Source organism: Enterocloster lavalensis, from assembly GCF_046603895.1.
Classification (GTDB): domain Bacteria; phylum Bacillota; class Clostridia; order Lachnospirales; family Lachnospiraceae; genus Enterocloster; species Enterocloster lavalensis.
The window spans coordinates 3,599,915-3,625,772 of record NZ_CP176637.1 but is presented as its reverse complement, the minus strand read 5'-3'; the positions used below and the strand labels follow the sequence as shown (position 1 = coordinate 3,625,772).

At 53.6% G+C, this 25,858-nt stretch carries 20 protein-coding genes and 1 pseudogene; 9 read left to right on the top strand and 12 right to left on the bottom strand.

Annotated elements, in window-relative coordinates:
* Window positions 1-29 precede the first annotated feature (29 nt).
* From ACK2JC_RS16195 to ACK2JC_RS16160, 8 genes are all read right to left on the bottom strand, one after another.
* Window positions 30-773 carry a hypothetical protein gene (locus tag ACK2JC_RS16195; protein WP_368272530.1) on the bottom strand — a complete coding sequence of 248 codons (744 nt, stop codon included), beginning with the start codon at window positions 771-773 and terminating at the stop codon, window positions 30-32.
* A 257-nt stretch (window positions 774-1,030) separates the two neighbouring features.
* On the bottom strand, window positions 1,031-2,176 hold the full coding sequence (locus ACK2JC_RS16190; RefSeq protein ID WP_368272528.1) for a hypothetical protein: 1,146 nt from the start codon (window positions 2,174-2,176) through the stop codon (window positions 1,031-1,033).
* The gene (locus ACK2JC_RS16185; protein WP_320936374.1) at window positions 2,176-3,663 is read right to left on the bottom strand and encodes a hypothetical protein; all 1,488 of its coding nucleotides are present in this window, start codon (window positions 3,661-3,663) and stop codon (window positions 2,176-2,178) included. The genes ACK2JC_RS16190 and ACK2JC_RS16185 overlap by 1 nt, the downstream gene beginning before the upstream one ends.
* A complete protein-coding gene (locus ACK2JC_RS16180; protein ID WP_320936375.1) occupies window positions 3,657-4,325 on the bottom strand; it encodes a hypothetical protein in 669 nt (222 codons plus the stop codon). The genes ACK2JC_RS16185 and ACK2JC_RS16180 overlap by 7 nt, the downstream gene beginning before the upstream one ends.
* Before the next feature lie 102 nt (window positions 4,326-4,427).
* Window positions 4,428-4,811, bottom strand: coding sequence for a hypothetical protein (locus tag ACK2JC_RS16175; protein WP_320936376.1), 384 nt, complete (start codon window positions 4,809-4,811; stop codon window positions 4,428-4,430).
* A gap of 268 nt (window positions 4,812-5,079) precedes the next feature.
* On the bottom strand, window positions 5,080-6,534 hold the full coding sequence (gene rlmD / locus ACK2JC_RS16170) for a 23S rRNA (uracil(1939)-C(5))-methyltransferase RlmD (protein WP_368272330.1): 1,455 nt from the start codon (window positions 6,532-6,534) through the stop codon (window positions 5,080-5,082).
* Between the two features lie 131 nt (window positions 6,535-6,665).
* Window positions 6,666-7,613, bottom strand: coding sequence for a 3'-5' exoribonuclease YhaM family protein (locus tag ACK2JC_RS16165; RefSeq protein ID WP_007705371.1), 948 nt, complete (start codon window positions 7,611-7,613; stop codon window positions 6,666-6,668).
* 77 nt (window positions 7,614-7,690) lie between these two features.
* Window positions 7,691-9,001, bottom strand: a complete 1,311-nt coding sequence (locus tag ACK2JC_RS16160; RefSeq protein WP_092370993.1) for a S1C family serine protease — start codon at window positions 8,999-9,001, stop codon at window positions 7,691-7,693.
* 211 nt (window positions 9,002-9,212) lie between these two features.
* Here ACK2JC_RS16160 and ACK2JC_RS16155 point away from each other — a divergent pair, with 211 nt between their 5' ends.
* Both ACK2JC_RS16155 and ACK2JC_RS16150 read left to right on the top strand, forming a co-directional pair.
* Complete coding sequence (locus tag ACK2JC_RS16155; RefSeq protein WP_320936379.1) at window positions 9,213-11,630, top strand: endonuclease MutS2; 2,418 nt, start codon at window positions 9,213-9,215, stop codon at window positions 11,628-11,630.
* Between the two features lie 36 nt (window positions 11,631-11,666).
* The gene (locus ACK2JC_RS16150) at window positions 11,667-12,377 is read left to right on the top strand and encodes a response regulator transcription factor (protein ID WP_320936380.1); all 711 of its coding nucleotides are present in this window, start codon (window positions 11,667-11,669) and stop codon (window positions 12,375-12,377) included.
* A gap of 184 nt (window positions 12,378-12,561) precedes the next feature.
* On the opposite strand, the gene ACK2JC_RS16145 is transcribed toward ACK2JC_RS16150, so the two are convergent.
* Window positions 12,562-12,915 carry a DUF4190 domain-containing protein gene (locus ACK2JC_RS16145; protein WP_302325947.1) on the bottom strand — a complete coding sequence of 118 codons (354 nt, stop codon included), beginning with the start codon at window positions 12,913-12,915 and terminating at the stop codon, window positions 12,562-12,564.
* A gap of 177 nt (window positions 12,916-13,092) precedes the next feature.
* Between ACK2JC_RS16145 and ACK2JC_RS16140 the strand changes: the two genes are divergently transcribed.
* From ACK2JC_RS16140 to ACK2JC_RS16110, 7 genes and pseudogenes are all read left to right on the top strand, one after another.
* Entirely contained in the window at window positions 13,093-13,848 is a 756-nt protein-coding gene (locus ACK2JC_RS16140) for an AIM24 family protein (RefSeq protein ID WP_092371002.1), read from the top strand.
* Window positions 13,849-13,886: 38 nt separating this feature from the next.
* Window positions 13,887-15,293, top strand: a complete 1,407-nt coding sequence (locus ACK2JC_RS16135; RefSeq protein WP_092371006.1) for a sensor histidine kinase — start codon at window positions 13,887-13,889, stop codon at window positions 15,291-15,293.
* A gap of 372 nt (window positions 15,294-15,665) precedes the next feature.
* Window positions 15,666-16,670: a hypothetical protein gene (locus ACK2JC_RS16130; RefSeq protein ID WP_320936381.1), complete on the top strand. Its 1,005-nt coding sequence runs from the start codon at window positions 15,666-15,668 to the stop codon at window positions 16,668-16,670.
* Between the two features lie 163 nt (window positions 16,671-16,833).
* A pseudogene (locus ACK2JC_RS16125) lies at window positions 16,834-17,067 on the top strand (transposase zinc-binding domain-containing protein); the annotation flags it as partial.
* A 144-nt stretch (window positions 17,068-17,211) separates the two neighbouring features.
* On the top strand, window positions 17,212-17,964 hold the full coding sequence (locus ACK2JC_RS16120) for a transposase (protein ID WP_368275016.1): 753 nt from the start codon (window positions 17,212-17,214) through the stop codon (window positions 17,962-17,964).
* Between the two features lie 585 nt (window positions 17,965-18,549).
* Window positions 18,550-19,386: a glycyl-radical enzyme activating protein gene (locus ACK2JC_RS16115; RefSeq protein ID WP_320937882.1), complete on the top strand. Its 837-nt coding sequence runs from the start codon at window positions 18,550-18,552 to the stop codon at window positions 19,384-19,386.
* Window positions 19,387-19,388: 2 nt separating this feature from the next.
* The gene (locus ACK2JC_RS16110) at window positions 19,389-21,551 is read left to right on the top strand and encodes a pyruvate formate lyase family protein (RefSeq protein WP_320937881.1); all 2,163 of its coding nucleotides are present in this window, start codon (window positions 19,389-19,391) and stop codon (window positions 21,549-21,551) included.
* Window positions 21,552-21,643: 92 nt separating this feature from the next.
* On the opposite strand, the gene ACK2JC_RS16105 is transcribed toward ACK2JC_RS16110, so the two are convergent.
* The 3 genes from ACK2JC_RS16105 to ACK2JC_RS16095 all read right to left on the bottom strand — a co-directional run bounded on the left by ACK2JC_RS16105 (window position 21,644) and on the right by ACK2JC_RS16095 (window position 25,729).
* Window positions 21,644-22,588 (bottom strand): ROK family glucokinase, encoded by a 945-nt coding sequence (locus tag ACK2JC_RS16105; protein WP_320937883.1) that lies wholly within the window; start codon window positions 22,586-22,588, stop codon window positions 21,644-21,646.
* Window positions 22,589-22,711: 123 nt separating this feature from the next.
* Window positions 22,712-24,022, bottom strand: a complete 1,311-nt coding sequence (locus ACK2JC_RS16100) for a DUF5711 family protein (protein ID WP_092364681.1) — start codon at window positions 24,020-24,022, stop codon at window positions 22,712-22,714.
* A gap of 111 nt (window positions 24,023-24,133) precedes the next feature.
* The gene (locus ACK2JC_RS16095; RefSeq protein ID WP_320937880.1) at window positions 24,134-25,729 is read right to left on the bottom strand and encodes a LysM peptidoglycan-binding domain-containing protein; all 1,596 of its coding nucleotides are present in this window, start codon (window positions 25,727-25,729) and stop codon (window positions 24,134-24,136) included.
* Between the last annotated feature and the right edge of the window lie 129 nt (window positions 25,730-25,858).

Below are 25,858 nucleotides of genomic sequence, written 5' to 3'. Positions count from 1 at the left end.
CCTCCTTCATGTCCTGCATGGTTTTGTGTCTATAGTTCCATCTGCGGTCCATTTCCCTGCTCTTCCTCCAACGGCGTTTCATTGGAACTGGCCACATAGGGTGACATACACAGCCTGCTTTTCCTCCAGTCTTCCCTCCCGTAGCTTTCAAAGTCAAAATTCCGGAACGCCTCAGCCTCCAGATCGGCTCCCCCTTCCCTAAGACATTCCATGCCGTAGATGGTAAATGCTAATGCATTCAACGTTTCGACGTCTACATCCTGGCCGAAGGCATTTTCAAAATTGGGAAGCGGACTGCGTATATCCGTGATGGTACATTCCTTAAATGTGTGAATTCCCAAATCGGCAAGGACCTGGCGTGTCCTCTTCTCACTACAGGGAAGTTTCAGCCAGACATCTTCTTTTGTTTTTGATACCTGCAGATGCACAAAAAAAATATAGTCCTCTATCGTCTGTTCTGGAAGCTCCTTCCCATCATATGGTTCCACCCAGCCTTCCGTGCTCCGGCAGCAGTATCCCTTTGAGGTAAAAACACCCTGCTCCTGTTCCTTCACACAATGCCCCACCTTTTTGAGGGACAGGAGAGGATAGACCTCATCCGGCAGGTTCCGAATAACCGGCACTAAGTTATTTTTGATCGATACCTTGCCAAGCTCCTCCTCATCCATAATTCCTGGCAGGAGTTCAAAGCGGTCCAGGTTGTAAGCCGCATTAATCAGGTTCCTGATGGTTCGTTCCGGTACAGACTGTATCACACCCTCGTAGGTATCCATCTCCTCCTGACTCATCTGGGAAAGTTTCTGCGCCAGGAAATTCAATTCCTGCAACGTAGCGCTGCACGTTTCCAGCGGCTCATATAGAAAATCAGGCCACTGGCCAACAAGTTCCAGGGAGTATCCCTCTCCCTCCGCAACCCTCGCACACAGCTTGGCGTTTGCCATCGCCATTGGATCGGCCGGGAGTGTCAGGGTATATCCCTGATACAAGAAATCACTCTTATGCCGTTCCGCATAGATACAAACCTGCATTATCACATTTCTCCCATCTGTATCCCATGTCCCTGTGCTTCCTCCAATGGCGGTTCATAGGAAATGGCTCCATACGGCGTCATACTCAGCCTGCTTCTCCTGCTTTCTGCCTTCCCATAACTTTCAAAATCAAAATTTTGGAACGCCTCAGCCTCCAGGTTGGCTCCCCCTTCCCGGAGGCACTCCCTGCCGTAGGTAGCAAATGTAACCTGAATGGGATCAAAGGTATAGCGGTCCATGGTATGGTACAAGATCCTGGCCTGCTCCGGGTTGTCACAGGACTCATAAGATGCAATCGCTTTATACTTAATCAGTTCTTTGGGGGACAAGGTGGCCAATTCCTTCGCTAATGCATTCATCTTTTCGACTTCCGCCGCTTGGCTGAAGACATATTCGAACTGGGGAATCGGGCTGCGTATTTCCATGATGGTACATTCCTGAAATGTGTGAATCCCCAAATCAGCAAGGGTCTGCCGTATCCGCCCCTCATCACAGGGAAGTTCCAGCCTGGCATCAGCCTTTGTTTTTAACGACTGAAGACGCAGACAAAAAATACAATCCACCTCCGTCACCTGTTCCGGAAGCTCCCTCCCATCATACGGTTCCACCCAGCCTTCCGTGTTGCGGCAGCAGTATCCCTTCGAGGTAAAAACACCCTGCTCCTGTTCCTTCACATAATGCCCCACCTTTTTGAGGGACAGGAGAGGATAGACCTCATCCGGCAGGTTCCGAATGGCCGGCACTAAGTCATTTTCCATGGATACCTCGCCAAGCTCCTCCTCATCCATAATTCCTGGCAGGAGCTCAAAGCAGTCCAGATTGTAAGCCGCATTAATCAGGTTCCTGATGGCCCGTTCCGGTACAGACTGTATCACACCCTCGTAGGTATCCATCTCTTCCTGACTCATCTGGGAAAGTTTCTGCGCCAGGAAATTCAGTTCCTCCAACGTAGCACTGCACGTTTCCAGCGGCTCATATAGAAAATCAGGCCACTGGCCGACAAGTTCCAGGGAGTATCCCTCCCCATCTGCAACTCTCGCACACTGTTTCGCGTTTTCCATCGCCATTTGGTGGGCTGGGAGTGTCAGGGTATATCCCTGATACCAGAAATCACTCTGATACCGTTTTGCATAGATACAGACCTGCATTACCACATTCCTCCCATCTGTGGACCTTGCTGTACAGATTCTACTCCCTTTAGTTCCTGCTCTGTCCGGGGGCCATAAATCATCGATGAATTATAAAAATAGACATTGAGAATCCCGCCATCTTCACACTCAATATCGGTCTGTTCAAAGCTTTCTCCCCAGCCATCTGAAGCTTGACCCATCCAGTATTTTTTTGTCCATTCCAATTCATCCGGCGTCAACTCTCCTTTGATCTCGATCTGCAGCACCCCCCAAAGAGCATGGTGGTAAACCTCAATCGCTGGAAACATACTGAGGATTCTCTGTTTCATCAACTGGTTGTCCATATACTCTGCAAGTCCCGTTTTCTGCTCAAATATAGAGTCCTGTTCCAATTCCTCCCGGATTTGTTTTTCAAAAATGGTCAGTTCGGTTGCACTAAATGATTCGTCATAACCTTCGGAACCACAAAAAACCCCCGTCAACTGGTTATAGAGGCGCGTTACCACCGTTTCATCCGAAAGCCGTTCGCAGCACCACTTCTTACTCGTCACGATGCCATATCTGGTCTGAACAGCCCCATGCTCCTTCATCATAGCCTGGCCTATGGCATCCCAGTCCACATACCGGTCCAACAGCGGTTCCAGAGAAGGATCTCCATAACTTCTGATTACCTCCCTGGCATAGGTCCCTGGCTCCTGTACCTGATCCAGGAACTCATAGTTTCCCATATTCCGCACAACCGAGAGCGCCTCTTTCATAGTCCTCGGGCATTCCGCCAGAAAAACAGCCTTCAAAAAGTTCAGTGTATAGCTATGGTTGGATAACACTTTCTCCTTTAAAATAGTTGCGATACGGTTCACTTCCTTGAGATCACTCTTTGTGGGAAGATATCCCCACAGTTCCTGGAATGGTCCTCCATATTGGTTGAATTTACACTGGTTCAGACTTTTTAGATCCAGAGCTACTCTTGCCATCTCCATCTTCTCCGGTGTTGTCGGTACGGCCAGGGAATACCCCTTTCTCCCTGTGTAAATATGCAGAAGGAACACCGAATTTTTATCGTAGCCGGCATCCGGTGGAAACTCCCCATGATACACATCCTGAAAGGTTTTACCCTCCACTTTCCGTACGGTTTGCCCCGTCTGCCCGGGATCATGATTCCCTGCCACAAGTTCGTAATTGTCAAGGTTATAAGACAGGTTGAGGATATCCTTCCCTGACTTTTGGGTTTCAGCCTTCAAAACCGCAGAAAACAACTCCTGTTCTGCCTGTGTTAAATATTCCAGCCGCTTTGCTAAGCACGCCAACGCCCTCGCGGATTCCGCATCGGTCCTCATACCTTTTAACACTTCCGGCAGCGCCGGGATAGAAGATTCCGCCTCGTAAACAATCATTGGAGGATCTTTCTGCATTTCCGTGTAAAGCAGATCGATTTTTCCTGGCTGCTGCGGGAATGTCAGCCAGGAAGCACTCCTTTCGTCATAACCGATTCGTATTCTTAACATGTTTCTTCCTCCTCTCCGTAAATGATTCCGATTCCATGCCTGCTGATTAAGATGCTGTGGAGAATTAACAGAAGCAGGCCATCGTGGATCAGCTCAGCGTCCCCCAGCTCTGAAAGTTTTAAATAAGGTTTCCCTGTCCCCAGCTCCTTTGCAGCACAAAAAATAGCGTAGCCATCTAAGTCTACGCCATGTACATGAAATGCTTTATAATCAATTCCCCTCTCTGACACATGAGGGACCGCCTGTTCCCAGAGCCCTGCATCGGAACTTAACAGGAATACAGCCGCTGCAAATCCAGGATCAGTCCGTAGTCCGGGAAACAGACCGCACCGTAACAAAAGCAGGAACCGCCTTCGGTGCTCCTCATTCCTGAAAAACCGTTGTTCTGCCTCACGCCGGTTCTGGAGCTTCATCACCCGCACCAGAAAGGTCCCCTCCGGCAGTTCTGCGGCCAACAGCTGGAGCAGAGACTGATAAAATGCTTCGTTCTTCTCCACCGCCTCCGTTTTCTTTTCCTCCCACGGACAGTTGGCACCCTTTAAATCCCGCAGGGAATACCGGCTTCGGATGACTCCGCTTTTTCTTGGCCCAAAGCCCGGTATCCGCTGCATTTCCGCCTCCAGGGCCTCCATGGTTGTTCCCTTCATAAACCTTGCCGTCATGCTTATCCTCCCTCTTTCTTTTCTGTTTTAGATCGCCTGCATTCCACTCATCTGCATGGTGTTCTGCTGTTCTTTTCATTCTGAGCGTTTTCTGCCTTTACCCTATCCAAAAATCTGCCGTTCAAATTCATCAAGCCAGCTCATATCCGATTCCTGTGCATGGTAGCTCTCTGCTTCCAACGTGTACCCCATCTCCTTAAATTTATAATCTGCCTCATGGACCATGTGTTTTGCAAAACCCTCTGCCTCTGCTTCGCTTGTGTCATTGCAGCAGAAACTGTATTTTGCAATGACTGCCTCATCCCCAAGGAACTCTATGCTTTCACTTTCCGTTATCATGTAGTCACCATTAATCCCTTTCAGGAATTCCACAATCCCTTCTTCAATTTCTGGCTGCATCAGACAGTTAAACTCTCTGTTTTTAAATGTAATTTTCAATTTTACGTCTACATCAAAGTCCCTATCCTTATCAAGCTCTGTTCCCATTCTTTACCTCCATATGCTTTTTTCGTTTTTATGGTGTTGTTTTTATCCATTTTTCACTGCCTAAATCCCATCACCCAATTTCATTTATATCACGTAAAAAGGCCAGCCAATTTTTCGTCGGCTGACCTTGAATTTTTCCCATATATCACTGAAATACCTTCCTGCATCTGCGGAAGGGGCTAAAAATCGGGGCTAAAAACGGCCATTTTTTGCCCTGTTTTTCGCTCGATTTTCGCTCAAAAACCACTATATCTTGTGGTTTAAACCTCTATTTTTTCTTAAAACCACAATTCTGCATCATTATCACCGACTCCACATGCCCCCCCATCCCAAACATATCACACCCTCTAACCCTCTCCACCTCAAACCCTCTCTCCCCCAAATACTTCACATCTCTCCCCAACGTCGCCGAATCGCAGCTCACATACACCACCCGTTTCGGCCCCATCTTCACAATCGTATCCAAACAAACCTGATCGCAGCCCTTCCTTGGCGGATCCACCACGATCACGTCCGCATAAATCTGCTTCTCCTCAAACTCCCTCGGCAGCACTTCCTCCGCCTTCCCCACAAAAAACTCCACGTTATCAATCCCATTAATCTCTGCGTTCCGCCTGGCGTCCTCAATGGCCTGTGGCACAATCTCCACCCCATAAACCTTTTTCGCCTTCTGCGCCAGAAACAACGAAATCGTCCCGATCCCACAATACAAATCCCAGACCGTCTCCTCCCCCGTCAGTCCCGCATACTCCAGCGCCGTCCCATACAATTTCACGGTCTGCGCCGGATTCACCTGATAAAACGACAGCGGCGAAATCTGATACTTCACATCCCCGATATAATCCGTGATATACCCTGGCCCCCAGAGATTCACCACCTCATCCCCGAGAATCACATTGGTTTTCTCCATATTCACGCAGAGCGAAATACTGGTCATCCCGTCCACCTGCCTCAACCGTTCCACCAGCACCTCATCCTTCGGCACCTTCCTCCCGTTCACCACCAGACACACCATAATCTCCCCGGTGGCAAACCCCTTCCGAATCAGACAATGCCGCACCAGCCCCCGATGCCCCTCTTCATCATAAGGTTTCACCCCAAATTCTTCCATAAACTCCCGGACAATCCGTAATATTTCCCGATTCTCCTCCACCCCCAGCAAACAATCCTCATTTTCAATGATAGAATGGGTCCGCCCCGCATAAAACCCGGTGATCACTCTCCCATCCTTACTCACCCCAAATGGGAACTGCGCCTTATTTCGGTACCGCCACGGCTCCTCCATCCTCATGATCGGCTCCATCCGCACGATCTTCCGGCCATCCGCTCCGGCCCTTTCGCCCGTCCCAGCCCCTTCATCCTCGCTCCCGCATTCCTCCCCCGGCAGCCTCAAATTCTCCATCCCCCCAATCCGCTTCAAATTATTATAAATCTTCCGCTCCTTAAACCTCAGCTGCGCCTCATAATCCATCATCTGTAGCTGGCAGCCCCCACACTGCCGCGCCACCGGACACCTGGGCTCCACGCGATCTTTTGACGGTTCCACCACCTCGATCAGCCGCGCAAAACCATAGGTCTTTTTCATTTTCATGACCCCAGCCCTCACCACGTCCCCGATCACGGTATCTTTAATAAACCAGATATATCCGTCCACCCGGCCGATCCCCGCGCCGTCCTCGCTCATATCCTCAATCGCCACCACAAATTCGTCATTCTTCTTCATCTTCTCAAATCTCCTCTTCCCAAAACCGATGCAAGCCGGAAAACATACCCGGCCCATGCCGTTACCGTATGTTTTCCGGCCCACACACTTTCATTCATTAATATAAAGCCAATTTTTATGTACAGCGCGTTCTACAATTCCGTCGTCTTTCTAATATTCGTCTCCAGCAGCCGGTTATACCCCAGCCACCCCGTATTCTCGCCGCCTGCGTTTAACGCCTCGATCATGGTCTCCATCTTCGCGTCCGTGTTGTCCGCGAAATTCAGGGCCAGAGCTTCCAGCAGCGCCGGTTTCTTCGGCGAGCCGTACTCCAGCTCCCCGTGGTGGGCCAGAATACAGTGCTTCAGCTCCACCGCCGTCCGCTCCGGGAATCCCGGGATCGCGCGGATCATGCGCCCCACCATCTCAGTTCCGATAATAATATGCCCTAAAAGCTGCCCGTCGTCCGTATAGTCATTCTCCGGAAATGTTGACAGCTCCCGCGTTTTTCCCAAATCATGGAAAATAGCCGCGGTGATCAACAGATCCCGGTTCAGCTGCGGATAATACCCCGCATAATAATCGCACAGCTTTACCACGCTCAGCGTGTGCTCCAGCAGTCCGCCCACAAAACCGTGGTGTACGCTCTTAGCCGCGGAATGGAACTTGAAGGCCTTGGCAAATGCCGGGCTCTCCACAAAAAACTTGCTCAGAAGCTGGTTCAGATGCGGATTCTTCACGCTGGCGATGAAGCCCAGCAGTTCCTCGTACATCTTGTCAATATTTTTCTTTGATACAGGCAGGTAATCCGCCTCCACGTACTCCCCCTCGGACGCCCGGCGGATCCGCCGCACGTTCAGCTGGTGGGAATTCTGGAACAGGGTCACATCCGCTTCCACGTGCACGTAGTCCATGGTCTCAAATTCGCCCACTCCAGGGGAATTTAAATCCCAGATCTTGGCATCGATGGTACCCGTCTTGTCCTGCAACACCAGATTGCCGTATTCCTTACCGTTCTTGGTCACGGCGATCTGTTTGTTCTTGCACAGGTACACATCCGTGGTGTGCATACCCTCCCTGAGTGTATCAATATATTTCATTATTTTGATTCCTTTCCAAATCTCTTTTTTATGTCAACTCATTGGCCGGCCCGGCAACAGCCCGTTCCAACGCCATTTTACCTCGCCCCAATGGTCACCGGATACTCAATTTCCTTATAGGAGTCCTTCCCGTTCCGCTGTACCGCAACGTTCACCTTGTCCCCCGGCTTCAGGGATTCCACCTGATTCTGGAAATCCTTCATGGTGTTGGTCTTGGAGCCGTTGATCCAAGTAATGATGTCGCCCGGCTGGATTCCCGCGTTGTACGCAGGGCTGTCCGCAATGCAATCGGTCACGTAAATCCCCTGGGGAAGCCCGCTCTCCTCCATGGCGGAGTTCACCTCCTGCCCACGGATTCCAAAATATGGGGCCGCGAAGCCGTTGCTCAGGTTCTGAAGCACACCTTTATAGTCGGAAATGGACGCGATAGTGGTCATGTTGCACTCGTCTTCCCGGTCATATTTGTCCGTCACCCAGCCGATCAGCTGGCCGTTGGTATTGAGGATAAAGGTCCCCATCCCGGAATTGGACTGTACATCCGAGTAAAACACCCTTGAGATGCCGTCCACCGCCTGGACACTTTTCACCACATAGGACACGAAACCGTAGTCCGTGGAATGAACGATCCCCGCAGGTCCGCCCACGGCGATCACCATGTCGCCCTGCTTCACGGAGTAGGAATTGCCCAACTCCACCTGGGTCAGCTTCTTGGTCTGGTCGTTTGTGAGCGCAGACAGCTCGATGCTGACCACCGCCATGTTGGCCACGGTGTCCCGCTGCTTTATCTTGCCCGGCACCACCGTGCCGTCCTGAAATACCACCTCAATGGAGTCCGCCGCCTCAATCGCTTCCTCCGGCGTGAGAATCAGAGCTTCCGTCTTGGTCTTGGCGATCAGAACCCCGGCGTACTGCCCGGTGGTCTCGATGGGATTGTCAAACCAATCCACCTGGTGCTGAATGGAGTGAACCGCCACAACACCCTTGCCCACCTCCGTGGCAACAGAGCGCAGACTGCCGTACATGGTGTTTAAATCGTCCACCGTGTACTGATAGTTTTCCATCTCAGATTTGACGATCTGTGAAATCGGCTCTGTCTCCTTGGGCGGCTGGCTGACCGCCTGCGTGGTCTCCACCGGCGCTGCGGTGGTGGTCTCAAGCTCGTCCTTGGGTATGGTGATCTGGCTGCTCTCCTCCGGCTGCTCCTGGCCCAGATACCGCTCCGCCAGGGGCTTGGACACCACAAAACAAACAGCCGCCAGCACGCCGAACAAAACCCCGCAGAAAGCAGTCAGCAAAATGCGTCTGGCAATCTGCCGTTTGGACAGAGGCTGGCGGACAATCTTTTCATTGATAAAACGGTGAGGCTTGTCCCCATTCTTTTCCGGCATAGAACCCCTCCCTGTCAAGAATCTGGTATGCTCAAAAAACCCACATATCCCTATTATACGTTTCTTCCACTCTTTATGCAAGCTCGTAAATATGAAAAGATATTAAAAATGATAGTAAATATCCGATTTTATGATATACTGTATATGGCGCTTTGCGCCAAAAAAGCTCCGCCAAACCACGCAAATTATACGTTTATTATAGGTGAAATTCATGAATCAAAAAGCATTAAAAACTTTGGAATACCATAAAATCATCGCCCAGCTCACCGAGTACGCGGCCTCCCCCCTGGGAAAGGCCCTCTGCACGGCGTTAGAGCCCTCCTCGGACCTGGAGGAGATCCGCACCTGGCAGCAGCAGACCACGGACGCGGTCAACCGGGTGCGCTTAAAGGGCACGGCCTCCTTCTCCGGAGTCCGGGACATCGGCGATTCCTTAAAACGCCTGGAGATCGGCAGTTCCCTGAGCATCCCGGAGCTGCTCTCCATCAGCTCTCTGCTCACCTGCGCCGCCCGGGCCAAGGCCTACGGCCGCCACGAGGACGTGGATGAGGAAAATGACGACCTTGCCGACTCCCTGGAGCCCATGTTCGCGGCCCTGGAGCCGTTAACCCCGCTGAATCAGGAGATCAAGCGCTGTATCCTCAGCGAGGACGAGGTGGCGGACGACGCCAGCCCCGGGCTCTCCCACGTGCGCCGGGCCATGAAGCTGGCCGCGGACAAGATCCACACCCAGCTGAACTCCATTTTGAATTCCAACCGCACCTATTTGCAGGATGCGGTGATTACCATGCGCGACGGCCGCTACTGCCTGCCCGTCAAATCCGAGTACAAGAACCAGGTTCCCGGCATGGTTCACGACCAGTCTGCCACCGGCTCCACCCTGTTCATTGAGCCCATGGCCATTGTGCGCTTAAACAACGAGATCCGCGAGCTGGAAATCCGCGAACAGAAGGAGATCGAGGCGGTGCTGGCCGATTTAAGCAACCAGGCCGCTCCCCACTGCGAGGACCTGGCCATCGACATGCAGCTCCTGGCCCAGCTGGACTTCATTTTCGCCAAGTCCGCCCTGGCCCGGCACTACCGCTGCAGCGCCCCGGTATTTAACGACCGCGGCTACATCCACATCAAGGACGGCCGCCATCCGCTCTTAGACCCCAAAACCGTGGTTCCCATAAGCGTCTGGCTTGGCAAGGATTTCGACCTGCTGATCGTCACCGGCCCTAACACAGGCGGCAAGACGGTCTCCTTAAAGACCGTGGGCCTGTTCACCCTTATGGGCCAGGCAGGACTCCACATTCCCGCCTGGGAGGGCTCCGAGCTTGCAGTGTTCGACCAGGTATTTGCGGACATCGGCGACGAACAGAGCATCGAGCAGAGCCTGAGCACCTTCTCCGCCCACATGACCAACATCGTGCGGATTCTGGGCGAGGCGGATTCCCGGTCCCTGTGCCTCTTCGACGAGCTGGGCGCGGGCACGGACCCCACCGAGGGAGCGGCCCTGGCCATCGCCATTTTAAGCTTCCTGCACAACATGAAATGCCGCACCATGGCCACCACCCACTACAGTGAGCTGAAGGTATTCGCCCTCAGCGCTTCCGGCGTGGAAAATGCCAGCTGCGAGTTCAACGTGGAAACCTTACAGCCCACCTACCGCCTGCTGATCGGCGTTCCCGGCAAGAGCAACGCCTTCGCCATTTCCAGCAAGCTGGGTCTGCCCGACTATATCATCGACGACGCCAAAACCCACCTGGAGGCCAAGGACGAATCCTTTGAGGACCTGCTCTCCAGCCTGGAAAAAAGCCGTCTGACCATTGAGAAGGAGCAGGAGGAATTAAAGGCCTACAAGGACGAGATCGCCCAGCTGAAGGCCCGCCTGACCCAGAAGGAGGAGCGCCTGGACGAGCGCAAGGATAAGCTGCTCAAAAATGCCGCCGAGGAGGCCCAGCGGATTCTCCGGGAAGCCAAGGAGACGGCGGATCAGACCATCAAGCAGATCAACAAGCTCTCCGCGGACTCCGGCCTGAACAAACAGCTGGAAGCCCAGCGCGCAAAGCTGCGCGAGAAATTAAAGGAGGCCGACGACAAGCTGGCCATCAAGGCCAAAGGCCCCAGCCAGCCTATTTCCCCCAAGAAGCTGAAGGTCGGGGACGGTGTCAAAGTCCTGTCCATGGGCCTCAAAGGCACAGTCAGCACCCTGCCCAACGCCCGGGGCGACCTCTATGTGCAGATGGGCATTCTCCGCTCCCTGGTCAATGTAAAAGACCTGGAGCTGCTGTCCGAACAGGACATCACCGGGCCTTCCATCCCGTCCTCCGGCGGCGGCAAATTCTCCGGCAAGGGGCGCGGCACCGGAAGCAGCAATATCAAAGTATCGAAATCGGCCTCCATTTCCCCGGAGGTGAACCTGATCGGCATGACAGTGGACGAGGCCATGCCTGTGATGGAAAAATATCTGGACGACGCCTACCTGGCCCATCTCACCACGGTCCGCGTGGTTCACGGCCGCGGCACCGGGGCGCTGAAAAATGCCGTCCACACCCGGCTCAAAAAGTTAAAATATGTAAAAGAATTCCGCCTGGGCGTCTTTGGTGAAGGAGATTCCGGCGTGACCATCGTAACATTTAAGTAACCGCCAGACAGCATGTTTTAAGGAGGAGTAATTATTATGGCAGAAAAACAGAGGATTCTGATTGTGGACGACGACGCGAACATCGCGGAGCTGATCTCCCTCTATCTGATGAAAGAATGTTATGAAACTATGATCGTCGGGGACGGCGAGGAAGCCCTGCGGGTATTTCCCGATTTCAAACCCAATCTGGTCCTGCTGGACCTGATGCTCCCCGGTATGGACGGCTACCAGGTGTGCCGGGAGCTGCGCACCTCATCCCAGGTGCCCATTATCATGCTCAGCGCCAAGGGCGAAATCTTCGACAAGGTTCTGGGCCTGGAGCTGGGCGCGGACGACTACATGATCAAGCCCTTTGACTCCAAGGAGCTGGTGGCCCGCGTCAAGGCGGTGCTGCGCCGCTATCAGGTGGCTCCCGCTCCCGCCACCTCCGCCTCCGAGCAGCAGGGCGAGTACGTGGAGTACCCGGACCTGATCGTGAACCTGACCAACTACTCCGTGATCTACCGCGGCCATTCCGTGGAAATGCCCCCCAAGGAGCTGGAACTGCTGTATTTCCTGGCGGCCTCGCCCAACCAGGTATTCACCCGCGAGCAGCTTCTGGACCATATCTGGGGTTACGAGTACATCGGCGACACCCGCACCGTGGACGTACATATCAAGCGTCTGCGGGAGAAGATCAAGGACCACGCCAACTGGGCCATCACCACGGTGTGGGGCATCGGTTACAAATTCGAGGTAAAGCGGTAAGCCTGACGGCAAACACCCCCGGCCGGACGATCCGCGGCAAAAAAACTACAGGCGAACGGCAGGCGGCCCCATGGGCTGCACCTGCCGCTCTTCAGAATCAATAAGGCGGGATTCCCAACGAATCCCGCCTCACCTGTTTTATCTCTGCCTTTACGCTGTCCCGGCCATCCCGGCTGTTCCACCGTCAAAACGGCCGGACCGCCGCCCGGGAATCCGCGCCAAGTTCCGCCACGGTTTCCCAGGCCGGCCCGGCGGCCCCGATCTGTTGATTCATAATCTCAGTACCGTACTGGCTCATAAAAGAGCCGAATCCGATGAGCGCCATAATCAAGAAAGCGATCCCGATCAGGGATGTGACGATGCCCGCAATCGCCATCCCCTGGCCTGCCTTCTGCTTCACCAGTACCACAATTCCCAGAATCAGGCCGATCACGCAGGGAATAATCCCGATCACCAGGCAGGACAGCACCAGGCCCACAATTCCCAGAACCATGGACGCAATCGCCATTCCCTTACTCTGCTTTACCATTTCCTCCATCTCATTACCTCCAGTTTCGGTTTGATTCATATTGATTTATTGTACCAAATGCAGCGAAAAAAGTAAATGTAAAAAGCCGGCCCGCATCTTCATTTACAGGGACACCGGACCGTGTTATGATAGAGGGGCGGGGCCGCGGCCCTGGAATCCCACAGTAAAACACCAGGAGGATCAACCATGATATCTTATCAGAATCTTTATAATAACTCCAATATGATACAGATCGCCGAGCGCGGAAACATAAAAGTATTCGAGCATCAGCGCGATTTAAGCGTCACCCCAGGTTCCGCCATGAACGCCTACTTTGCCGCTGAGATGAACATCCGCAAGCGCCAGGTGCTGATTGAGCTAAAAAACAGCGGTTTCACCGTCCAGGCCGGAGCCATGCAGTGGACCGCTGGAAACGTGAAAATGGGGTCCGGCATCAAGGGGGTGGGAGACTTTTTCGGCAAAGCCATCGCTTCCAAGGTGACCAAGGAGGCCGCCGTCAAACCGGAGTACACCGGAACGGGCCTGATCATGCTGGAGCCCACCTACAAGTACATTCTTCTGGAGGAAGTGTCCGAGTGGGGCAGTCTGGTGCTGGAGGACGGTTTATTCCTGGCCTGCGACTCCGGAATCAAACAGAATGTGGTGGCGAGATCCACCCTGTCCTCAGCGGTGGCCGGAAAAGAGGGACTTTTCAACCTCTGTCTCAGCGGCAGCGGTATGGCCGTCCTGGAAAGCCCGGTGCCCCGTGACGAGCTGATTGAGTTTAATCTGCAGGACGACGAGGTGAAGATCGACGGCAACATGGCCATCGCCTGGTCCAATTCCTTAAAGTTTACCGTTGAGCGCTCCTCCAAGTCCCTGATGGGCTCCGCGGTCTCCGGCGAAGGCCTGGTTAACGTGTACCGCGGCACCGGAAGAATCCTCATGGCACCCACCGAATAAGCGGGATTTTACGACACGCACAGTTTCGAGGTATAACAATGACACATTCCCTTTATTCAAAATTCATTCTCGGCTACCTGGTGTTCGGCCTTTTGGGCTTTGTTTTCATCGCCACCTTTTCCTCCCGCATGACGCGGGATTACCTGATCCAGAGCCGGGCCAACACGCTGTACGACGAGGCCTGCCTGATCGCGTCCTCCTACAGCACCATGTATCAGGGGCAGCCCCAGGACCTCTCCGACGCCTCCCCCCAGCTGCGGGCCGTGGCCCAGTTCCTGGGCGCCGAGGTCATGGTGGTAAACCGCCAGGGCACCATTATCGTGGACAGCACCGGCGGCTCGCGGGTGCACACCGTGATCGACAATTTCGATCCCACGGCCATCGGCAATCGTTCCTACTCCATCGGGCGCTACAACAGCCTGTTCGCCGAGGACGTGCTCAGCGTTTCCGCCCCCATTACCGGGAATTACAACACCTACGGTTATGTGCTGATCCACCTGCCCATGAGCCAGGTGAAAGACGCGCAGAACGGGGTTTTGAACATTCTCTACATCACCTCGTTTCTGATCTTCGTGCTGTCCTCCATCATTTTGCTGGTGTTCACCAAAACCGTTTATCTGCCCCTGCGCAAGATCACGGTGGGCGCCAACGAGTACGCGGCCGGGAACCTGGACTACCGCATCGCCGTGCACACCCACGATGAGATGGGTTATCTGGCCAACACCCTGAATTACATGTCCGATGAGCTGAACAAGATGGAGGAATACCAGAAGAACTTCATCGCCAACGTCTCCCACGACTTCCGCTCCCCCCTAACCTCCATCAAAGGGTATCTGGAGGCCATTCTGGATGGCACCATTCCGCCGGAGATGTACGGGAAATACCTCTCCCGTGTGATCTCCGAGACCGAGCGCCTGCACAAGCTGACCGAGAGTATGCTCACCCTCAACTCCCTGGACAACCGGGGCTACCTGTCCCGCTCCAATTTTGACATCAACCGGGTGATCAAGGACACGGCCGCGTCCTTTGAGGGGACCTGCGACAACAAAAACATTGTCTTTGACCTGACCTTCTCTGATAATATTCAGATGGTCTACGCGGACCTTGGGAAAATACAGCAGGTGCTCTACAACCTGATCGACAACGCGATCAAGTTCAGCCACCACGATTCCACTATCTACATCCAGGCAAACAGCCGCTACGAAAAGATTTTCATCTCCGTAAAGGACACCGGCATCGGCATCCCCAAGGACAGCCTGAAGAAAATCTGGGAGCGTTTTTACAAAACTGATCTCTCCCGCGGCAAGGATAAACGGGGCACCGGGCTTGGACTTTCCATCGTAAAAGAAATTATACAGGCCCATGGGGAAAATATCGACGTGGTCAGCACTGAGGGCGTTGGGACCGAGTTCATTTTCTCCCTGCCCCGCTCCACCAATTTATAAGTTATTTTCCGAACCTTCAGAGATTTGTAAAGAATTCTCTCCCAATATTTGCTATAATTAAGGAAACGTATCTCTTATCGACAGCCTGTGGCTGCCGACAATGTATAATTGAGGAAACGTATCTCTCATCGACAGCCTGTGGCTGCCGACAATGTATGATTAAGGAAACGTATCTCCTCTTATCGACAGCCTGCGGGTGCCGACAATGTATAATTAAGGAAACGTATCTCTTATCGACAGCCTGCGGCTGCCGACAATGTATAATCAAAGAAACGTATCTCCTACCGACAGCCTTTGACTGCCGACAATGTACCAAAAAAGCAACATAATGTTCGCAGACAGCTGCAATTCAGAAAGGGAAAGGTTATGTGTATGAAACAGATCAAAAAGGCAATATCCGCGTTTTTGGCGACGGCGCTCCTGGCCACCATGCTGCCGGGGACCGCATTGGCGGAAAGCCGCACGAAGATTGGCAAGGTGAATCTGGAGGTTCACTCGCGCATCCGCATCGGTGACAGCAGCGAGGATGTGACTGTGACCACGGACAATGGGTACTGTTTTGTGGACGGCGTGGAAGTGACCAACAGCGACGGCGACGACTGGAGCCGCTCCAAACCGCCCATCATTGAAATCACCCTGTCCGCCGACAGCGACGACTACTATTTTAACAGCACCTCCAAGAGCAATTACAAGATGAAAATGTACGGAGGAAGCTACGAGGACATCAAGGTTCTGGACGTTCGCTATGAGAGCGGCAGCGACAAGACCGTGGTCATCGTGAAGGCCCGCTTTGTATACGACAAGGACAACGACACCGGCTCCGTGGCCGCCCCCACAAATGTGGACTGGTCCACCAATCACGACGGTTTCGGCTACTGGGAGGAGGCTCCGGAAGCCAAATACTACCAGGTGCAGCTCTTAAAGAACGGAAGCGTCACCGGCAGCACCTACTCCGCCCAGAACCCCCAGTACCAGTTCGCTGGCATGATCACGGAATCCGGCTCCTACCGGTTCCGGGTGCGCTCGGTGGAAACCGGAACCAATTCCAAGAGCGATTGGGTCACCTCCGGCACCTGGTCCGTCTCTGCGGAGGAGGCCGCCCAGCTTGTCTCCAAGTCCGGCTCCTGGCAGAAGGCTGCTGACGGCGTCAGGTCCTGGTGGCGCTACAATGACGGTTCCTATCCCGCCTCCCAGTGGCTGCCCATCAATGGGTCCTGGTATTACTTCGACGCGGAAGGCTACATGTGCACCGGCTGGCTGGAATTAAATGGAACCTACTATTACCTGGATCCCGCCACCGGCGCTATGTGGGCGAACCAGCGCACGCCGGACGGATATTGGGTTAACGGGGATGGAGTGTATGTGCCCGGCCAGTAGGCAGAACGGAAACGCGCCGGCCAGGAACGGTTTTAAGCGGCGCTTTCAGAAAAAATCATATGGAAAGAACAAAGTGCCTTCGGCACTCTCAACTCCCCTGCCCCTCACTCATGAGGGGTTTTAGGGGATTTCCTTTTTTGCTGCTTTATTGTAAAATGTTCTTATGCATAAGAACATCCTCCAAACTATTTTTTCTGACCACTTTGAATATATCCAATATGTTATTCGACCTGATAAAAATGTTTTGGATAACATCAACCGGATGATCCTCTGCCATGATCCTTCTTATGGCGGAGCTTTCTTTGGCTGTCCTCATTGTGGTAACCTTAAATTTGTTCCCTTTTCCTGTAAAAGCCGGTTCTGTCCCTCATGCGGCAACGTCTATAACCAGAAACGTGCTTTTCGTATGTCTTGTAAACTCGTTTCCTGTATCCACAGACACTGTGTCTTTACCATTCCTGAGGAACTGCGCATCTTCTTTCTTAAGGACCACTCACTCCTTAACTGCCTGTTCCATTCTGTCAGGGATGTCGTCCTACGCATGTTCTTCAAGATGAATAAGTCCGAACTCTTTACTCCTGGTTTTATCTGCGTCCTTCATACCTTCGGTAGAGATTTAAAGTGGAATCCTCACATCCATGCCCTGATTTCGGAAGGCGGTGCTGGCAACATTACTCCCTGGCGACCCAATCCCCATTTTGATTATGATTTCCTGCGCCTGGCTTTTCGGAAAGTCCTTTTGGATCAGCTCTCTCTTAAACTGGGGCCGCCTTTTAAGAAGCTTAAAAATCAAATCTACAAAGACCATCCCGAAGGCTTTTATGTGAGAGCCAAACCTAATTTGTGTTCTCCTGATATCACCATTAAATACATCAGCAGATACCTTGGACGGCCTGTCATTGCCACTTCCAGGATGGATGCCTATGACGGGGATTCTGTGACGTTCCATTATCAGCGACATGAGGACCATAAAACGATCACAGAATGCATCCCCGCCATTGACTTTATCAAACGCCTGATCCTGCATATCCCTGACAAGCATTTTAAAATGGTCCGCTACTACGGCATTTATGCAAAGCACCACAAACAGGAAAAAAATCTCCGGAAATGTTTATCCAAGCAGAAGCAGCATTATCTTTCTAAGCTCCTAGATTGGCGGAATTTGATTCTTCTGACCTTTGGCTATGATCCGCTCAGATGCCCGGAGTGTGGCACTTCTATGTTGGTTTTAGAAGTTTACCACAAAAAAACTGCACTATTTGAACGCTATCGAAAGGTTATGGGATATGGATAGTTCCATATGCCCTATTCTTTCTCTACCGTCAGATAGTGCAGCCTAAACCAAAAACAAAAAATACATAGACAACGTCATGGCGAAGTCACACCTTCGCTCTTTTGCTATGCCTTTTTTATTTCCAATCTATTATACACCATCTTCGCTGATTTGAGAAGTTTCCTATAAAGTAAAAACAGAGTCCGGGGCAGGTCCCCGGACTTTTATTGAGTACAATGCGCCCGTTTATCCCATAATCCCCTGAACTTTAAACCAAAACAGAGCCGGCATCTTTGGTGAGATATTCTATTGACCCGGTCCTGAAACTTGCTCTATACTGATAATTACAAATTGGTTTTAAAAAGCTGATAACATATCTGTTTTATACCGAAAAATCATTATTTCCGGCTGTCTGGAGCCGGTATTCGCCCAGATTGATCTGTTCAGAAGCAAAGCAGCGGATTTTTCTGCCTATGGCAGGGAGAATTTTGCACAAAAAGCGCAAACCGGTCTGGAAAATAGTTTTTCACATCTGAATTTTCACAGGTTAATTCTGCTTTTTATAATAGAAGAAGCTGCATTATATCAAAAACAGGAGGTGAAAGTATGGGGGAAGTAAAGGGAATTGTGGCCGATATTCAGCGCATGTCCGTGCACGACGGTCCGGGGATTCGCACCACGGTGTTTTTGAAGGGCTGTAACATGCGATGCGCGTGGTGCCACAACCCGGAAACGGTCAAAATGCAGCCGGAATACGTGGTAAACCCCAAGCTGTGTATCCACTGCGGTTACTGCGAACAAGGGTGTTACAGCGGCGCGCGCAGGCTGTGCGGCCGGGCGATGACAAAGGAGGAGGTGATGGAGCAGGTGCTGCTTGACGCGCCATATTATGGAAGCGACGGCGGCGTCACCATCTCAGGAGGGGAACCGTTTATGCAGACTGATTTTACAGTGACCTTGTGCCGCGCGGCAAAACAAGCGGGGCTTCATGTGGGTCTTGAGACGAATCTGTCTCTTCCCCGGACGCTCTGGGAACAGGCCGTACCCTACGCCGATCTCTTTATGGTGGATATCAAGTGTATTTCCGATGATCTCCATCAAAAATATACGGGAATCAGCAATCGGCATATTTTGGAAAATATTCGAACGTTGGATGATTTGGGGGCGAAATTGATCATACGCACTCCTGCGGTGCCGGGTGTGAACGCCTGCGAGGAGGAGATCTGGCAGATTGGTGAATTCGCTTCCAGGCTGAAAAATCTTCTGTACTACGAGTTACTTCCCTATCACCCCCTTGGGCTCAGCAAAACCGTGGAGGACAGCGGCTTTGTCCGCCAGTTTCCGCTGCCGGACAAAAAGCAGCTGAGACAAATCCTTGAACGTATGGACAAAAAATTGAATATGGAACTTAGGTTCGCCAATATAAAGATTGGAGCGCAATGAGCATGGCACTGACATACAGAGAACGGGCGGAATACGTCCGCCAAAAGAAACTGGAGTATACAGGACAGAAAATAAAACAGCGTAACGATATGGACACGGACGATGACGGCGCACTGCCCATGTCTGATGATTTCCGTTTCATCCCGCTGGCCAATGACAGCGACGGCGGATTTTACGGCTATGTAGCCCAATCCGTTAATTTCACGCGGCTGCTGGATGTGTACCCCCTCTACGTGGATCCGGTTGAGTTGATCGCAGGCCGGCGCATGCCCAAGCTGATCCGCTATATCGGGGATGGGGAGTGGCCCACAAAATGGCCCCACCATATCGCAAGCTATGAACACCTGATCGAAAAGCAGGAGCTTTACGGCATCACTCCCGGCATAGGTTCCAGCCAGCACTATGCCTGCGACTACGATATGGGCATACGGCTGGGATTTACAGGGCTGCTGGACAAAATACGCAGCTTCCGGGAGATGCACGGCCCGGACCGGCGCGAGTTTTACGACGCCGAAGAGCGGGTCTTATTGGCAATTCTGCGGCTGATCCAGCGCCATGTGGATTATATGGCCTTCCTGCTATCCGTGGAAAAGGAGGAACAGAACCGTCAGAATCTGCTGGAGATGCTGGACTGCAACCAGGCGTTGCTGAAACGGCCGCCGGAAACATTTCTGGAGGTGTGCCAGTGGTACGCATGGTTCTCACAGATGGGCTGGTCGTTTAACGATCTGGCCGCAGGCGTACAGATTGACCGATTCCTGTACCCATTTTACAAGCGGGATAAGGAGGCGGGGATTCTCGACGACGAAAAGGCCACGTTCATACTGACGAACCTGCTGGTGCTGAACCCGGATTATTTTCAGCTGGCCGGCCCGGATATCCACGGAAACGACATGAGCAATAAAGTGTCGTTTCTCGTGCTGCGCGCGGCTCACTGGCTCAATTCCACCGCCAATATCACCATCCGCCTACACGACCGGATCGATCCCAGACTATTTGAAGCCGGCGTGCGCTATCTGTTTGAGGATGGAAACGGATGGCCGCGCTTCTCAGGAGATAAGGGCCTGATGAATTATGTCAAAAACAGGGGAATCGACCGTCAGGCCGCCATCGACCGGATCGCACTGGGCTGCAACTGGATGGCCTTACCCGGAAGAGAGTATCCGTTAAATGATTGTGTCAAAATAAATGTGGCTCACATTTTTGATCGGTGCTTCCACGAAGTGGCGTACAAAGAAGCTCCCAGCGTGCAAAAGCTTTGGGACCGCTTCCTGTGCTGCCTGACAGAAGCCGTCCAGGTTACGGCGGAGGGAATCGCATTTCATCTGGAGCACATGCACAAGGTATTTCCGGAACTGGTGGGCAATCTGCTGATGCACAATACAATCGAGCAGGGGCTGGATGTCACTCAGGCTGCGGAGTTCATCAACATCGGTGTGGACGGCTGCGGTCTGGCCATTGCGGCGGACTCATTTGCGGCCCTGGAACAGCGCATCGAGCGGGAGAGCCTGTTGTCCTGGAACCAAGTAACCGCCGCCATCGACCGGAATTTTTCCGGCCCGGAGCACGAGCGGGTGCAGCTGATCCTGAAGTCCTCGGAGCGCTATTGCCAAGGCGCCAGTCTGGGAGACAAATGGGCGGACCGGATCAACCGGGAATTCACACGCCGCGTCGTAGATACGAAGCTTCCAGGGAACGCGATCATGATCCCCGGCTGGTTCAGCTGGGCATTTATGGCGGAGCTTGGACGGAATATCGGCGCTACACCGGACGGCAGAAAGGCCGGTATGCCCATCACCCAGGGAGCAAACCCAAACAACAACTTCCGGCGCGACGGCGCGGCCACCGCAATGTCCAACGGCATCGCCATGGTACAGCCCGGCTATGGAAATCCCGCCCCCATGCAGCTGGAGCTCGACCCCGGCCTCAAGGCTGAGGAGGGGGGAATCAAGCGGGTCATGGCGTTGTTAAAGGGCCATGCGGACCTGGGCGGAACGCTGATGAACGTCAATATCCTGAACAGGGAAAGGATACTGGATGCCAACCGGCACCCGGAAAATTATCCCGAGCTGGTGGTGCGCGTGACCGGTTTCACCGCATACTTTGCGGCCTTGTCGCCTCAGATGCGGCAGCTTGTGGTGGACCGGATGGTGGAATCAGTCTAAAATGGCCCGATGCCTGGGCTGGAACAGAGCTTGAAGCAACAAAGGCGGAAGGTCATCTGCGACCTCCCGCCTTCACTCTTTTCACACGCTCTCTACAGAATCAACCGCGCCGCGCCATAAATCCCCGCGTCATTTCCCAGGGTAGCCAGCCCGATCTTCGCCTTAAACTTGGAAATCGGCGTAAAGTAATCATAATACTTAAATACCCGGTCCACCAGAAATTGTCCGGCTCTGGACACGCCGCCGCCGATTACAAAGATCTCCGGGTCCGCGATCAGCGCCGCCTGTCCCAGGGCCAGGCCCAGATACCGGGCCACCACCTCGAACACCTCGTCGGCCAGCTCGTCCCCAGCCTTGGCCGCATCCAACACGTCCTTGGCCGTCACGTCGTCCCCGAACTTGCGAAGCATGGAATCCCGGCTGTCCGCGGCCATTTTGCGCCTGGCTTCCCTGGCGATTCCGGTGGCGGAGGCGATCTGTTCCAGGCAGCCGACTCCACCGCAGTTGCAGTGCTCCCACTCGTCGTCCCGCACGTGGATATGTCCGATCTCGCCGCCCAGCCCATGGCGTCCGCTCAAAATCTTCTGGTCCAGAATCACGCCTCCGCCCACTCCGGTTCCCAGGGTGATCATGATAATATCGCTGTAGCCCTTGCCGCCGCCCTGCCACATCTCGCCCAGAGCCGCCACATTGGCGTCATTTCCGCTCTTCACCGGAATTCCGTCCAGCAGTCCGCTGAGCTCTTTCTGGGGATTCACATGGTGCCAGCCCAGATTCACGCACACTTCCACCGATCCGTCCGGCATCACCGGTCCCGGCACGCCAAGCCCTGCGCCGACGATGTCCTTCTTTAAATCCAGCCCCAGACCGGCCAGCTTTTCGCGAATCGACGCCGCCACGTCCGGCAGAATGTATTTCCCGTCCTCTTCCTTACGGCTTTTGACCTCCCACTTGTCCAGCAGCGTTCCGTCCGTTTCAAACAGGCCCACCTTAACGGTGGTTCCTCCTACATCGATACCGATACATTTCATCCCCATCATTCAGACTCCCTTTCGTTTTGTATTTTAATACTACATTCCACGGCTGTGATTTGTAATATTTTAACAGCGCACGGGCGGAGAATTTCCCCGCCCGGAACGCCTGAATCTACATCGTTCGGCTCACTGAAGCCGGATCTCCTTCATCATCTGCGGCCCCGTGACCAGAAGCGTGCCTGGGAACCGTCCGGCCGATACCTTGGATACCGTGAAATCAAAGCTGCCTGTGAATTTCTGGACTCCGTTCAGATTGAACACCTGGCAGCCGCTGTCATTATAGAGGAGAATCAGATCGCCGTCAATATTAACTCCCGAATATTGGAAATTAAAAGTCTGATCCAGCACAGGCGCGCCGTCCACCCCGTAAATCCGCATGCGGTAGGGATCGCCGCCCTCCACATTGTCCGTGATCACGGCCACATAGCGGTCCGTGTAATAGATCGTGCGGATCTCCTCCTCAATGTTCACCGGCTCACCGGCCTCAGGCTCCGTCTCCACCCGGGTGGAAACGAACACCAGACCCTTATCGGAAAACAATACGCAGTGGCTTTCGTCCAGGAAACGCACCCGGCCCACCATGCCGTCGTTCAGGGTCTCGGGGTACAGAATTCCCACCACGCGCTTGGGATCATTTTTCCCCAGGCCGAAGTTATAAAAGATCACCTTGCATTTGAGCATGCCTTTGTCCAAATACATAAAGGAGGCCACCAGCTGCGTTCCGTTGGGCGAAAGGCTGATGTCCACCGGATAGCCGTCCTTGGAGAGCAGGGACTTGACGGATATCTTCAGATCGGAACCGTCCTTGTGAAACATGTTGATGTAGCTGGCCTTGGAATCCTCGGAAAGCGCGGCCACCACGCCCTTGGCGGACACCGCCACCCGCATGATGGGAAGCAGCGACGTGGCTTTTCCCTGGTTTCCGCTCTTGTCGCAGATATAGATGCTCGTCCCCTGCTGGTCCGCCACGGCGGCGAACTCCCCGTTGACCGAGATAATGGGGGACTTCATCTCATAGCTCTGGTTCCAGACTACCTTGCCCTGGGCGTCCAGATAGGAAACGCCATCCTTGGTGTACTTTAAAATGCCGTCGGCAAAATCCACATAGCCGTTGAAATTGCCCTCGCCCTTGGTGACGCCCTCGGTGTCCTCCACGGTAAAGTCCTTTTCCCAGACCACCTGGTAATCCGTATATTCATGATAGATGCTGTACCGGTAAATGCACAGGCCCGCAATGGCCGCCAGGGCCAGAAGGATCAGCACAATCCGAATCCGCCTGCGGATTACCTTGCGGTGCGCGTTGTACACCACCTCACGGCTGTCCTCATCGTCCTCGTCGTAACCGCCCCGTCCGAAGGGTTCGGGATTTGTTTGCACGATCTGGCGCCGCAGCTGCTTTTTTTTGTTTTCCCGGCTCGTCGAACTGGTGTTGTTCATCTCATTATCTCCTAAAAAAGCCCATATATGAGACATTATACAACACTTTTTGACAATCCGCATTACCTTTTTATGAGCCCTCTCCCGCCTGGGCCGTCTTTTGGCCAAGGTTTACGGCACCAGCAGCTTCTGTCCGGCGTAAATGCTATCCTGGTTCTCCAGCCCGTTGACCCGCATGATGTCGTCCAGCTGCCCAATGCTGGAATACAATTTGAAGCAGATTCCGTAGAGTGTATCCCCTGCCTCCACGGTGTAGACCTTGTAGTCCGCAGGAGCCGCCGCGGGAGCCTGGGAAGAGCCGTCCTTGTTGCCGGAGGATTTGTCCGTGGACGTGGAACCGCCGGTGGCCTGTCCGCCGCTGGAAGCTTGGCCGTTGGAACCGCTGGGTGAGGCGTTCTGGGAGCTGCCGCTTTGGCCGTTGGTACTGCCGGTGCTCTGGCTGCTGCCGGTGCCCTGACTGCCACTGCTGTCCTGACCGCTACCGCTGCCCTGGCTGCTACCGTTGCCCTGACTGCTACTGACGCCCTGCCCACTGCCGCCGCCTTGTCCGCTGCCGCTCTCTCCATTTCCACCCTGGCCGCCTGATGCATCGGAACCGCTCAGCGCATTTCCATTGCCCTGAGTAACTCCCGCCGCTCCCTCACTGTTTCCGGCCGCAGCTTGTCCGGCTCCGGCCGTCCCGCCTGGAGGCATGGTCTCCACCTTGACCGGGGATGGCTGCTCCTTGCCGGACTGAGGCGACTCGTCTCTCCCCGCGCCCATGGGCACCTGCGTCTGAGCCGCCGCGTCCGCGCTCTCATCTGCGGGCGCAGTGGTGGGATAAACCTGCCCCTTAGCCTCCTCGATCACATAATCCGGGCCATTGGCGTCCACAAAACCCTTGCCCGAGGGGCTTTCCACCTGCTTTCCGCCGGTCAGCACGCTGCCGCCGGGGACAACGGAGGCGATCACGCTCTCCATCCGCTGCATTTTCTGATAATTGTTGAACATAGCCACGCCGCCGGCAAAAACCGTGATGGTCAGCACGCTGCACAGACCGGTCAGGGCGCCCACGGTGCTCCTGTGATGGGTGGCCTCTGCCTTACGCTCATCCATCCGTTTTCTGAAATCCCGGATCACCTTGTCGTCCACGCCAGTCTCCACCCGCCTGGCCTCGCGCCGCAGCACCATATAATCCTGCATCATCTGATTACGCTCATAAAAAATGCTGTGCCCCCGCAGCTTGTAAAAGCCGTCCGAGGACGTTATGTAAATGGCTTCCTCTCCCTCCAGGCCGGAGTTTAAGTACATGAGCTGGTGTTTGCCGGTGAAATACTGTCCGTGCTGCCGCCAATAATTGAGAGGGCTCAGATTACATCCCGGGCTGCCGCAGAGAAACCATCCCTGGACCGTGCGTTTGGGGAACATCTGCTCCACATCCTGGTAGGCCTTTTTCCAGGCTTCCTCGGTGAAGGCCACCTTCTCGCCTTCCTCGGTGACGTTTTCCATCTCCAGGGCGCCGTCCACAAACACATAGGGCGTGTCCTCATGCATCTCAACATTTCCCAACAGCAGTCCCACCCGCAGGTCGGAACCGCCCGCCGGGCGAAGCCGTTTCAGATACGAATTTACATAATCTTCCAAATATAATTTCAGAACCTGGTCCCGTTCTCCAATCTGCCGGATATTTTTGGGCAGTTTGGGATAGGGTTCATATAATTCTCCCATAGAATCACCCCACTGTCTTATTCGTAACAGCTCAGACCGTTTACAAGAAAGCTTGACCTGCTTTTTGCGTCAATTTTCCGCCGTCCGGACCATTACTCTTATTTTCTGATCCAAACAAGCTTAGCACAT